Source organism: Stenotrophomonas maltophilia (genome assembly GCF_013464915.1).
Lineage (GTDB): Bacteria > Pseudomonadota > Gammaproteobacteria > Xanthomonadales > Xanthomonadaceae > Stenotrophomonas > Stenotrophomonas maltophilia_AT.
In genome coordinates, this window is the sequence record NZ_RAVT01000032.1 from 12,031 (window position 1) to 24,741 (window position 12,711).

Genomic DNA, 12,711 nt, shown 5'->3' on the forward strand with positions numbered 1-12,711 from the left:
CCGTTGGCACGGTAAACTGGCCCCGTTCATCGAAGGTTTCCCCACGCAGTCATGACGACCCGAGTCCTTACCGGCATCACCCCCTCCGGCACGCCCCACCTGGGCAACTACGTTGGCGCCATCCGTCCGGCCATCGCGGCCAGCCGCGCGCCGGGGATCGAGAGCTTCTTCTTCCTGGCCGACCTGCACAGCCTGATCAAGTCGCAGGACCCGCAGCGCACCCAGCGCGCGACCCTGGAGATCGCGGCCAGCTGGCTGGCCTGCGGCCTGGACCCGGAACACGTGTGGTTCTACCGCCAGAGCGACATCCGCGAGACCACCGAGCTGATGTGGTTCCTCACCGCCATCGCCAGCAAGGGCATCCTCAACCGCGCCCACGCCTACAAGGCGGCGGTGGACAAGAACCGCGAGGAAGGCGTGGACGAGGACGCGGGCGTCAGCGCCGGCCTGTTCATGTACCCGGTGCTGATGGCCGCCGACATCCTGATCTTCAAGGCCAACCAGGTGCCGGTGGGCCGCGACCAGATCCAGCACATCGAGATGGCGCGCGACTTCGCCCAGCGCTTCAACCACGTGTACGGAAAGGAATACTTCCCGCTGCCGGACGTGGTGATCGACGAGCAGGTGGCGACGCTGGCCGGCCTTGATGGCCGCAAGATGAGCAAGAGCTACCACAACACCATTCCGCTGTTCGTGCCGCGCGAGGAGCTGAAGAAGCTGGTGTTCTCGATCCTGACCGACTCGCGCGCACCGGGCGAGCCGAAGGACACCGAGGGCTCGGCACTGTTCCAGATGTACCAGGCCTTCGCCACCCCGGAACAGACCGCTGAATTCGCCAAGGCCTTCGCCGCCGGCATCAGCTGGGGTGATGCCAAGCAGCAGCTGTTCGAGCGCATCGACAGCGAGCTGTCGCCGCTGCGCGAACGCTACAACGCGCTGATGGCCGAGCCGGAAAAGATCGAAGCGCTGCTCAAGCGCCGTGGCCAGCAGCTGCGTGAGCAGCTGGCGGCCCCGTTGCTGGACGAGCTGCGCCATGCAGTGGGCCTGCGTGACCTGTCCAGCGCCGGCGACATCGCCAGCGAAGATGCCGGCGTGGCCCGCGCCGCGCCCCCGCTGTTCAAGCAGTACCGCGAAAAGGACGGCCGCTTCTACTTCAAGTTGACCGCTGGCGACGGCACCCTGCTGATCCAGAGCGAAGGCTTCGATTCGCCGCGTGATGCCGGCCAGCTGATCGCCGTGATCAAGCAGGCCGAGCAGGGCGACCAGCTGCAGAGCGAACTGTTCAAGCTGGAAGCGGAAGTGGATGTAGTGCTGGCCGCGCTGGCGGCGCTGCGCGAAGCGTAAAGGGTAGTGCCGGCCGCWGGCCGGCAACTGCACGTCCCCAGGCTCCCGGAAATGCCGGCCAGCGGCCGGCACTACCCGTGAACGAAGGTCATGGCATGATGCCTACGCGCCTCCGGCGCGATGACATGGAGTCTGCGATGGCCTGGTTGTCGCTGCTGCTGTTCCTGCCCTGGTTCCTGCTGCTGGGCAGCCTGTACTGGCTGTTCCCGCGCCAGCCGCGCACCCCGCGGCGGCGCCTGTTCGATGGCACCACCCTGCTGCTGGCCTTCGCCCTGAGCATCGTGTCGATGCTGTGGGGGTATCGCCTTGGCATGGCACAGCCCGGCGCCGGCCCGATCTGGCCGCAGGTGCTGGCGGTGCTGTATGCCTACGGCGCCTTCCTGGCGGTGCTGGTGCTGGCCCTGCTGCTGCGGCCGCGGTTCGCATTGCGCTGAACCTGGCCCTTGCGCACTCGATGGACCTGCGGTTGGTTGGCCTGCGCTTGGTCGCCCCGCATTTGGTTGGCCTGCCTGGTTGACTTGCGCTTGGTTGACTTGCGCTTGGTTGACCTGCCCTTGGTCGCCCTGCCCTTGGTTGACCTGCCCTTGGTAGAGTCGACTGTTAGTCGACTGCTCTTCGATCAGATGACGAAAAACCCGCGCTGCGCGCGACAGTCGACTAACAGTCGACTCTACCCGGCCACAACCCGGCACTACCCGACCAAAGCCGCATCGAACCCGGGCCGCCCGCGCGCCTACCATGGGGGTCTGTTCCCGATCCTGCCAGGTGCGTGCCGATGACCGCCGACCCCAGCATCCACACCATCGATACCGGTTTCCAGCGCCCGGACTTCGACGCGGCCTACCTGATTGTTGAAAACGGCCGCGCGGCCTTCGTCGATTGTGGCACCGGCCTGTCGGTACCGGCGATGCTGCAGGCGCTGGCCAACATGGGTCTGGGCGCTGACGCGGTGGACTGGCTGCTGCTCACCCACGTGCATCTGGATCACGCGGGCGGTGCAGGCCTGCTGATGCAGCAGCTGCCGAATGCGAAGGCGGTGCTGCATCCGCGCGGTGCACCGCACATGATCGACCCGACCCGGCTGATTGCCGGTGCCACGGCGGTGTACGGCGCCGAAGAGATCGCACGCAGCTATGGCCGTATCGAGGCCATTCCCGAACACCGTGTGGTGGTGGCCGAAGACGGGCACCGCATCGACCTGGCCGGCCGTGAGCTGGTGCTGCTGCACACGCCGGGCCACGCGCTGCACCACTACTGCGTGTGGGATGCGCGCAGCCGCAGTTGGTTCACCGGCGATACGTTCGGTATTTCCTACCGCGAGCTGGACAGTGCGCAGGGTGCTTTCATCTTCCCCACCTCCTCGCCGGTGCAGTTCGACCCGGAGGCGATGAAGGCCTCGATCCGCCGCATGCTGGGCTACGCACCGCAGGCGATGTACCTGACCCACTACGGACGTGTGGAGCAGGTGCAGAAGCTGGCCGACGACCTGTTCGAACAGATCGATGCGATGGCCACCATCGGCCGCCAGTGCGATGGCCGGCCGGACCGCCACCGCTGCCTGCTGGCCGCGCTGCAGGCGCTGTACCTGGAACGCGCGCAGCAGCATGGCTGCGCACTGGACCAGGCGGCAGTGACCGCCGTGCTGGCGATGGACATCGAGCTGAACGCACAGGGCCTGGCCTGCTGGCTGGACCGCATCCGTCGGTAGATCCACGCCATGCGTGGATGACGCAGGCCCACGCTGCACCGCGATGTCACGACCACGTTACACTCTGGTGACTTCCAAGCTAGCCGTGGTACTGCCGTGAATCCGATGCGCGTGTTGCTGCTGTCGTCCTGCCTGTTCGTCGGTGGCCTGGCCCATGCGGCCAACGACCTGCCGGGTGGTGGCATCGATCCGCAGGCATTGTCGCGCCACGTGCGTGTACTGGCGTCGGATGAATTCGAGGGCCGCGCGCCGGCCACCGAAGGCGAGGAGCGCACGGTGCAGTACCTGATCGAGCAGTTCCGCAGCTACGGCCTGCAGCCGGGCGGCGTGGACGGCAGCTGGGTGCAGCCGGTGCCGCTGGTGCGCGCCCAGCTGGATGGCGCGGCCAAGGCCAGCCTGTCGCTGAAGCAGGGCAAGCGCGCGCTGGCCAACGGTGTGGACGTGACCCTGCAGAGCCTGCAGCCGCGCAAGCGCGTTCAGATCAAGGATGCGCCGCTGGTGTTCGTCGGCTATGGCATCGACGCGCCGGAACGCCACTGGAACGACTACAAGGACGTGGACCTGCACGGCAAGATCGCCGTGGTGCTGATCAACGATGCCGATTTCGAGGCCGATGCGCCGGGCGCGTTCGATGGCAAGGCGGTGACCTATTACGGCCGCTGGACCTACAAGTTCGAAGAAGCCGCACGCCGTGGTGCCGAGGGCGTGCTGATCGTGCACGAGACCGCGCCGGCCGCCTATGGCTGGGCCACGGTGAAGAGCTCGGGCACCTCGCCGCTGTTCGACATCGAGCGCGGCCACGCCGACGCAATGGCCCAGCACACGCCGCTGCGCGGCTGGATGCAGCGCGAGCTGGCCGAGGCGATCTTCGCCGACGCCGGCCTCGACTTCGATGCCGAGAAGCGCAAGGCGATGCGCGCCGACTTCCGTCCGGTGGCGCTGGGCAATGCAAAGCTGAGCGTGGATTTCGCGTTGAAGCGCGAACAGGTGGTGACCCGCAACGTGGTGGCCAAGCTGCCCGGTGGTGCGCATGGCGACGAGGCGGTGATCTTCTCCGCGCACTGGGATGCCTTCGGCATCGGCCAGGCCGATGCCAAGGGTGACCGCATCCGCCGCGGCGCGATCGACAACGCCACCGGTGTGGCCACGGTGCTGGAACTGGGCCGCGTGTTCGCCGCCGGCCCGCAGCCGCAGCGCACGCTGTACTTCGTGGCTCTCACCGCCGAAGAGAAGGGCCTGCTGGGCGCCAGCTACTACGCTGCGCACCCGCTGGCGCCGTTGGACAAGACTGCCGCGGTGCTGAACATCGAGATGTTCAGCCCGGACGGCCCGACCCGTGACATCGCGTCGTGGGGCAAGGGCCGGGTCTCGCTGGAAGGCGACCTGGAGCGTGTGGCCAAGGCTCGCGGCCGCAGCTACAGCCCGGACCCGAACCTGGAGGCCGGCTTCTTCTACCGCGCCGACCACTTCGCCTTTGCCCGCCTGGGCGTGCCGGCGATCACCATCGGCCCGGGCCTGGACAAGCTGGACGGTGGCGTTGAAGCCGGCCGTGCGCTGCGCGAGAAGTACTTCGCCGACTGCTACCACCAGGCCTGCGATGCCTGGACCCCGAGCTGGGACCCGAGTGGCCATGCCGCCGATACCCTGCTGGTCTATGACCTGGGCGCCGAGCTGGCCAACAGCCGCCGCTGGCCGACGTGGGAAAAGGAATCGGAGTTCCGCGGCGCGCGTGACAAGAGTGAATCCGCCCGCCGCTGATGGACCGGTGAATGACGGTGTGTGGAGTCGACTGTTAGTCGACTATCGCGCGCAGCGCGGGTTTTTTCGCTATCTGATCGAAGAGCAGTTACTGACAGTCGACTCTACCGCGTCGGTTCCATCCGGCCGGTCTTCCACAGCGGCCACCGGCATTGCACCGGTGGCCGCGATCACTGCAGCGCCCTTACTTGCGGGTGCCGTCGAGCCAGTTCGGGCCCTTGTTGGTCAGGAAGAAGATGTAGACCACCAGCGAGACCGCGATCGTCGCGGTGACGTAGATGGCGAACCAGTCGACATGGCCGGTCTTCAGCGCGCCCTGGTACAGCAGCGGGGCGGTGCCGCCGAACAGCGAGTTGGCCAGCGCATAGCCCAGGCCCACGCCCAGTGCACGAATGTGGGTGGGGAACAGCTCGGCCTTCACCACCGCGTTGATGGACGTGTAGCCGGTGAGGATGACGAAGGCCAGTGCAAGGGTGAGGAAGGCGAGGGTGGCATCGTGCTGGTGCGGCAGCTGGGTGATCAGGTACCAGCTGTACAGCACGCCGCCGACACCGAAGAACACCAGCAGGCTCTTGCGGCCGATGATGTCCGACAGCCAGCCACCGACCGGCTGCAGCACCATCAGGAACGCCAGCACGCCCAGGTTGATCAGGGTGCCGGTCATCGGGTCGTTGCCCGCGAAGGCGCTCTGGATCATCTTCGGGCCGTTCACCGAGTAGGTGTAGAAGGCCACGGTGCCACCGGCGGTGATCAGGAAGCACAGCAGCAGCGGCCGCCACTGGTGCACGAACAGCTCGTACATCGAGCCGGACTTCTGGGCCTTGCCCTCGCGTGCGGCTTCGATCGACGACTCCGACAGCGATTCGTCCATGCCGCGGCGCAGCCAGAACACCACCACCGCGGCGATGCCACCGATGCCGAAGGCGATGCGCCAGCCCCATTCGGAGATTTCCGGCTTGCCCCAGAAGGTCAGCATCAGCAGCAGGGTCAGCTGGGCCAGCACATGGCCACCGACCAGGGTGACGTAGTGGAACGAGGACAGGAAGCCGCGACGGCCCGGAATGGCGGCCTCGGACATATAGGTGGCGCTGGCCCCGTATTCGCCGCCGGTGGCGAAGCCCTGCAGCAGGCGCGCGAACAGCAGGATGACCGCCGCCCAGATGCCGATGCTGGCCGCCGTGGGCGTAATGGCGATCAGGAACGAGCACAGTGCCATCAACGTGACCGATACCGTCAATGCCAGGCGGCGGCCGTGGCGGTCGGCGAAGCGGCCGAAGAACCAGGCACCGATCGGGCGCATCAGGAAGGTCGCAGCGAAGATCGCCCACACGTACATGGTGGAGTTCTTGTCGTCCGGCGAGAAGAACTGCGATTCGAAGTACACGGCGAACACCGAGTACACGTAGACGTCATACCACTCCACCAGGTTGCCGGCGGAGCCTTTGAGGGTATTGGAGATCGACCGCCGCAGGGCGGCGCGGTCGTTCGCGGGTACGGCGGGTTGGGACGTGGTGCTCATCCGGGTGGGAATCCTCGATGCGGCGCTTCCGTGCGGGAAAGATCGGTGCCAGCCGCGCGCGGGGCGCTGACGGCCAGCCTCCTAGGTACTGCATCCCACGTCAACGCCGGGTGCCGGGAGGGGGGGSGGGGCATGGGACCGCACAGGGTGACAGCGCAGGGGGGCGGGGACCATAGCTAATACGTCGTATGGTTCTGGTGCTGCAATCCTTCGCGGCAATCTCAATCAGATGATGCAGGCGATGGTTCAACCGGGGAAACGATGGCAGTCCTGAAGTTGCTGCTGGCCCACATCCGCAAAAGTGCCGCCGTGAAGGCAAGAAGCGACAGGGATAGCGCGATCTCCCAGAACGGCACATTCACGTACAGAAGCCGGACCGGCATCGCAGCCATCGACGTGAAAGGAAAAAGGGACATTACATGCATGAATACGCCTTCCGGCGCCCGAAGCCCGGCAAATCCAATCATGATCATCGTCAGCGGGAAAGCCGGGAGCGTGTTGCGGAAAGCTGAATGCGGCGATCGAATGGCGGTAGCGCACGCGGCGAAAAACCAGTTCCACAGCATGAGGCCCAGAAGGCAGAACACGAGCAGGCCGAGCATCACCTTCCAACTGCCCTCGGCGAAGGTTGCATCCCCACGCACCGAACCGGACATCAGCGTCCAGCCGATTGCACCGTAGACCCCATACACCGCCACTGTCTTCAATCCATGGAGGATGGACGCGGCAACTTTGCAGTCGAGCCAGAGCCCAGGTGGCGCTGCACTCAGAATCATTTCCGTAGCGTGACCAAAGCGCTCTCCCAGCAGACCCTGAAAAATCATGCCGAGGCAGCCAAGTATGGCGAGTGTCGTCAGCACCACCATTGCGATCGAAATAGCGGTCAGGGAGGTTTCCGCGAAGACCGGGCTGCCTTGAGAGTCAATGACCCGCAGCGAGACTGGTGAGTCCACCTTCCGAAGCTGGTCACGGGTTACACCGAGCAGTGACAGGGAATGTTGACGGTGGAGCGTGTCCAGGCTGCGTTGCAGTTCCCCAAGCCAGCCTGGCGGCTGTTCGGTGTGGAGAACATAGTCTCCGGCCACCGAAGACAGGACTGGGTGATCGCCTGAGACCGCATCTCCCTGAGTGCCACTGAAGTGGAAGCGCCCCTCGCTCAAGCCTGCTACTGGAGTGCCTCGCGCGTCCAGGTGGACGATGGCTGCAGATTCCCGGGCAATAATGGCGTCTCCACCCAGCTTCACCAATGCAATCACCGCGAGCAGGAGAAGACCTGCGACTTCGCCACGAATGTCCAGGTGCCTCCTGAATTCGAACAGGCTGATCATGAAGAACGGGTTCACTCGCATACGCCGGTCTCCGGTTGAGGGGCATGCGGGGAGAATCCATACTGCGGCGCCTGGGAGGGCGCCGCGATGCGGGTAGGGTGAAGGTCCTGCGACGTGGCAGGATGAAGCTGTCCATCCCTCAGCACGAGGATCCTATTGGCGAGGCGCTGCAGCAGCTCAATGTGATGTGCGGAAAGCACAACGGCGGTGCCTTGGCGCGCTGCGCGATTGATGAGGTCGGCAACGGCAACCTGGTTCACGGGGTCCAGCCCCGAGAACGGCTCATCAAGGATCAGCACGCCCGGATCGTGAAGCATGCTGGCGGCGAGCTGCAGCTTCTGCAGGTTGCCCTTCGAAAGGCTGGATACCCGATGTGAGGTCCGGGCCAGCAGCCCTATCCTTTCAAGCCACACATCGCGGGCCTTGGCCGCATGCTTTCCTGACATCCCCCTCAGTCGCGCCCAGAACTCCAGCGTCCTTCCAACGGTGACTTCGGAGAAGAGACTGCGCGACTCGGGCAGATAGCCAATGTCCACGTACGGTACGCTGCCCGTGTCTGCTTCGGTGCCAAAAGTTATGGTTCCCGAATCGGCAGGGACAAGATGGCAGAGGATACGGAAGAGCGTCGTCTTGCCAACGCCATTGGCACCGATGATGCCAACTATCTCCCCTGGAGCTACGCAAAGATCGAGGTCCCACAGCACGGGCCTCCCGCCAAACCGCTTGCAGACCTGCTCAGCAAGAAGCATGACGGCACCTCTCTTCAAGACTTTGAGCGAGTTGGCGGGCTCTGGATCGCATGAACAGGCTGTGCCTGGACTGGACCATGGTGGTCAACTGCAGGGCAGCTTCGGGGGTTGGCGAGTTCGCAACCAGCGCTTCCAGTGCAGCCATGCGCACCCGGTCCATCGGGTGGCTTCTGAAGATGTCGCGAAGCAGTTGCTGCGAATCTCCATCTTCGGTCGCAGCGGCGATCATGAAAATGGCCGCAGCGCTGGAGCGGTTGATGATCTGCGAAATCGTGCCGGTTCCAAGTTCGAACTCGTACTGGTCCATGGTTACACTTCTCAGTGAGTGCTCCATGATGTTGATGCTGACCGAGAAGCTCTCCGGTGCCATCTGTTGGTGGACATCCTTGAATGCCCTGTAGAGCAACATGCTTCCCCTGTTGAGCTGGGATCGTTCCATGAACCTGAGATCGACACTTTCTCCGGTAACTCCGCAGACCGACGCGTAGTCGTACTCGAAGTAGTCACTTATGTATCCCGGCCCCTGATATCCGATGGTCAGAAAATTGAAGTTGTGGTCGTGCGGAATGCCATAGAAGAACGTGCTGTGCCCGCTTGCACCAAGAATCTCGTCCTCATGACCAGGCCAGAAGCATGCGCGGATGAAGTAGCTCTGACCTGAGACCTGTGGGGCATGGAGCATCAGGACCTGGGGTGTGTAGTCGTTGTCGACCTGGATGTTTCTCGAATCCTTGAGTTCATTGCAGATGATCTCGCTCAGGAACGTCTGGTTGTTGCCCAGCTTCCTCAGCACGGGGGCCACTGAGATCATGGACTCATGGTCGCGGGGATCGAACGCCGAATCGTGGAGGTAGTCCACAAGTTCCATCAGGCCGATCGAATCCTGGGACGTGTCTTCAATGCGGATTGGCATGGTTGCTCATCCTTGTTCCAGTGAGCGGGTTGCAAGCTTCCTGATCTCTTCGTCCATGTCGTTCTCCCTCATTTCCCTGAGTCGCTCCGATGCCGCTGCCGGGTCAATGCGGTAGAGCGACCTGAGCGCGTTCCAGCGAACGAATGTCGTCGGATGGCGCGACATGTCCAGCAAGGCTTTGGTGTTTTCGCTCCCTCGCAGGTGGGACAATGCTGTCGCGATGATCTGGAGCCGGGAGTCGGTTACGTTTGTTGCTGTGCAGCCGACGAGCTTTCCGGATTGCATGGAGAAGTGCTGAGTGACCTCCGACCTTGGCCTGGACGAGAGGCAGACAATCATCGACGTCGGACTGGAGCCATGCAGAAGGTGCATTCCCTGCCTCCCGCCCTCAAGGAACAGATGGTGACCAGAAGTCGATTGCCCTCGAGCAGCCGGGCCCAGCCGCGGGTCGGATTCGTCACCGGTGTGGACCGGATATACCTGATACTCGACGCCGGGCGTATCCGTGAAGAACACCAGCGAATCCGTGCCGTTGATGGTGATGCCGGTTTCGGCACCGGCCTGGATTGCTGCAACTGCCTGAAGTGGCGAGCTCTGCATGTAGTGCACGTCCACGAACTCGTCCTTGTATATGACCATTCCCGCCAGTGGCGGCTTGACGAAAAATCTCCCCGGTGTCGCATACAGTGGACTGCCCATGTGGTTCCGGCACTCTTCGTGGAAGAAGTCGCGCAGGATCACCTGATCGAATTCACGGCATATCGAAAGCATGGATCGAAGGTTTGTTGAGGTGTCCCCACTTCCACTGATCAGCGATCCCCATTGGCGAATGCGTGCCGCACGTCCAGTGGCCTCGAGTACGCCCAGGAGTGACGATCTCCTTGCGAATATCTCCGTCAGTGCAGACAGTTCTGCAGGATCATCCGCGAGCTCCAACATTCGAGCTGGATCTTTCATGTTGTCTCCGGAGGGTGGGCCGGTTGATCCGACCCACCCGAGTGGGATATCACTTCGGATGAATGCCCCGGTTGATGAGAATGCCGACAACGATGCCGACGGCTGCGCAGCCTGCTCCTGTTGTCTCAATCAAGATGCACGAACCGTGCATCCCTACCGATCTGGCCTGCCTGGGTAGTGCCTTCGGTTCCACGGGATGCTCCTCAGACGGGCAGGACGGCGATGACGATTGCAACGGCAATCAGGACCGGTTCAATGGGCGAGCACAGCAATGAAGCACCAGCAACTCCCACCGGCATTGCAAGTGGAGGCGGCATGCAGGTCATGATGGTTCTCCTGTTCAGGTCATTGGCCCAACCCATGCTGGGCGAGTCCGTTTTCAGGGAACGGGGGCAGTCCATTCCTTGATCGCCATCTCACTTGTGTTCGGTGGGGTGCGATACGTCAGCTTGGATGACGCTGCTACCCCCTTGGCGGCGCAACAGGTGTCGGGGTTTGTCTCAAACCGATCGAGGGAAAGCCCGGCGCCTTTGTAGGTGCAAATCAGCGTGCCCAGAGCCGGGGTTATTTCCGTCAGCCGAACGCTCTAGAATCCGTTTTCCCCCGCCCGCTGGTGCGTCATGTCGGCTTCCCCCGTTCCCTCTGCGGCTGCCCCCCGGGGTGGCCTTGTCGCGCTGGCATTGCTGCTGGTCTACGTGGTCTGGGGCTCGACCTACCTGGGTATCGCCAAGGCCCTGCATGGCGGCGCACTGCCGCTGACGATGGTCTCCGGCAGCCGGTTCATCATTGCTGGCGGCCTGATGTTCCTGGCCCTGCGCCTGTTCTGGAAGCTGCCGAACCCGACGCTGCGACAGTGGCGCAACCTGGTGGTAATGGGCGTGACCATGCTGGTGCTGGGCAACGGCATGGTGGTGCTGGCCGAGCGTGAGGTGTCCTCGGGCCTGGCCGCCACGGCGGTGGCCTCGGTGCCGCTGTGGATGGCGCTGTTCTCGGCACTGCGTGGCCAGCACGCCAGCCGTGGCGAGTGGCTGGGCATCGCCATCGGTTTCCTGGGCGTGGTCTGGCTCAACGCCGGCAGCAGCCTGACCGCCTCGCCGACCGGGCTGGTGCTGCTGCTGATCGCGCCGATCGGCTGGGCCTTCGGTTCGGTGTGGGCACGCGGCCTGGACCTGCCGGGCCCGTTCATGACCGCCGCAGGACAGATGATCTGCGGTGGCGTGCTGCTGGTGCTGATCGGCCTGGCGGTCGGCGAGCGCCCGACCACGCTGCCCGACACCGGCGGCCTGCTGGCGATGGCCTACCTGTGCGTGTTCGGCTCCATCGTCGCGTTCACCGCCTATGTGTGGCTGCTGCAGAACGTGCGCCCGGCGCTGGCCGGCAGCTATGCCTATGTCAATCCGGTGATCGCGGTGCTGCTGGGCGCGCTGCTGAACGGTGAACGTTTCGGCTGGCGCGATCTGCTGGCGATGGCAGTGATTCTTCTGGGTGTGGTGGTACTGACGATGGCAAGGACGAGGAAGAAGTGAGCATGGACGAGCAAGAACAACGCCGGGGCCTGCTGGTCACTGCGTCCACCTTCGTGATCTGGGGCCTGGTGCCGGTGTACTGGCACCTGCTCAACGAGGTGCCTTCGTTCCAGATCATCGCCCACCGCATCATATGGAGCACGGTGATGGTGCTGGGCTGGCTGTTGATCAGCGCGCGCCTGGGCTGGTGGCAGAAGATCGCCGCACAGCCGCGCGCGCTGCCGATCCTGCTGGTGTCCAGCCTGACGATCGCGTTCAACTGGGGCCTGTACATCTGGGCGGTCAACGCCGGCCATGTGATCGAGACCAGCCTGGGCTACTTCATCAACCCGCTGGTGAACGTGCTGCTGGGCGTGATGGTGTTGAAGGAGCGCCTGCGCCGCCTGCAATGGGTGGCCGTGGCGATGGCAGCGGTGGGCGTGGCCTGGCTGACCATCGATGCCGGTACGCCACCGTGGATCGCGCTGGGCCTGGCCTGTTCTTTCGGCCTGTATGGCCTGCTGCGCAAGCTGGTCTCGGTCGATCCGGTGGCCGGCCTGGGCGTGGAGAGCATGTACCTGTTCCTGCCGGCGCTGGCGTTTGCGATCTGGGCCGAGAACGGCCATGGCGGCGCGTTCTTCCACGGCTGGGGGTGGCGCAACGACCTGCTGCTGATCTTCGGCGGAGCAGTCACCGCAGTACCGCTGATCGGCTTCGCTTACGGCGTGAAGCGCATTCCGCTGTCGCTGGTGGGCATCCTGCAGTACATCGCGCCGAGCCTGCAGCTGCTGCTGGGCGTGTTTTTCTTCCATGAGGCGTTCGATACCGCCAAGGCGATCGGCTTTGCTGCGATCTGGGCCGGCCTGGTGCTGTTCGTCGGCGACAACATCCGCACGATGCGCAAGCGGTAACGACCCAGGGGACGGATCC

At 64.1% G+C, this 12,711-nt stretch carries 11 protein-coding genes; 6 read left to right on the forward strand and 5 right to left on the reverse strand.

Features of this window, described 5'->3' with window-relative positions:
- The first annotated feature begins 51 nt into the window (after positions 1-51).
- From D7T59_RS12030 to D7T59_RS12045, 4 genes are all read left to right on the forward strand, one after another.
- Positions 52-1,344 (forward strand): tryptophan--tRNA ligase, encoded by a 1,293-nt coding sequence (locus tag D7T59_RS12030; RefSeq protein WP_180852514.1) that lies wholly within the window; start codon positions 52-54, stop codon positions 1,342-1,344.
- Between the two features lie 137 nt (positions 1,345-1,481).
- Positions 1,482-1,778, forward strand: coding sequence for a hypothetical protein (locus D7T59_RS12035; protein ID WP_059034872.1), 297 nt, complete (start codon positions 1,482-1,484; stop codon positions 1,776-1,778).
- Between the two features lie 341 nt (positions 1,779-2,119).
- Positions 2,120-3,052, forward strand: coding sequence for an MBL fold metallo-hydrolase (locus tag D7T59_RS12040; protein ID WP_180852513.1), 933 nt, complete (start codon positions 2,120-2,122; stop codon positions 3,050-3,052).
- 105 nt (positions 3,053-3,157) lie between these two features.
- Complete coding sequence (locus tag D7T59_RS12045) at positions 3,158-4,810, forward strand: M28 family metallopeptidase (protein WP_180852523.1); 1,653 nt, start codon at positions 3,158-3,160, stop codon at positions 4,808-4,810.
- 184 nt (positions 4,811-4,994) lie between these two features.
- Here the strand turns inward: D7T59_RS12045 and D7T59_RS12050 are convergent, their stop codons facing one another.
- From D7T59_RS12050 to D7T59_RS12070, 5 genes are all read right to left on the reverse strand, one after another.
- Positions 4,995-6,329, reverse strand: a complete 1,335-nt coding sequence (locus tag D7T59_RS12050) for an MFS transporter (RefSeq protein ID WP_180852512.1) — start codon at positions 6,327-6,329, stop codon at positions 4,995-4,997.
- 221 nt (positions 6,330-6,550) lie between these two features.
- On the reverse strand, positions 6,551-7,657 hold the full coding sequence (locus tag D7T59_RS12055) for an ABC transporter permease (RefSeq protein ID WP_258013110.1): 1,107 nt from the start codon (positions 7,655-7,657) through the stop codon (positions 6,551-6,553).
- Positions 7,658-7,668: 11 nt separating this feature from the next.
- Positions 7,669-8,406 carry an ABC transporter ATP-binding protein gene (locus D7T59_RS12060; RefSeq protein WP_164136253.1) on the reverse strand — a complete coding sequence of 246 codons (738 nt, stop codon included), beginning with the start codon at positions 8,404-8,406 and terminating at the stop codon, positions 7,669-7,671.
- Positions 8,393-9,319, reverse strand: coding sequence for a transposase (locus tag D7T59_RS12065; protein WP_180852510.1), 927 nt, complete (start codon positions 9,317-9,319; stop codon positions 8,393-8,395). Before D7T59_RS12065 ends, D7T59_RS12060 begins: the two co-directional genes overlap by 14 nt.
- 6 nt (positions 9,320-9,325) lie before the next feature.
- A complete protein-coding gene (locus D7T59_RS12070; RefSeq protein ID WP_258013109.1) occupies positions 9,326-10,276 on the reverse strand; it encodes a HEAT repeat domain-containing protein in 951 nt (316 codons plus the stop codon).
- 620 nt (positions 10,277-10,896) lie between these two features.
- Here D7T59_RS12070 and yedA point away from each other — a divergent pair.
- Complete coding sequence (gene yedA, locus D7T59_RS12075; protein WP_164136255.1) at positions 10,897-11,802, forward strand: drug/metabolite exporter YedA; 906 nt, start codon at positions 10,897-10,899, stop codon at positions 11,800-11,802.
- Positions 11,799-12,692, forward strand: coding sequence for an EamA family transporter RarD (gene rarD / locus D7T59_RS12080; protein WP_180852509.1), 894 nt, complete (start codon positions 11,799-11,801; stop codon positions 12,690-12,692). Before yedA ends, rarD begins: the two co-directional genes overlap by 4 nt.
- Positions 12,693-12,711 lie beyond the last annotated feature (19 nt).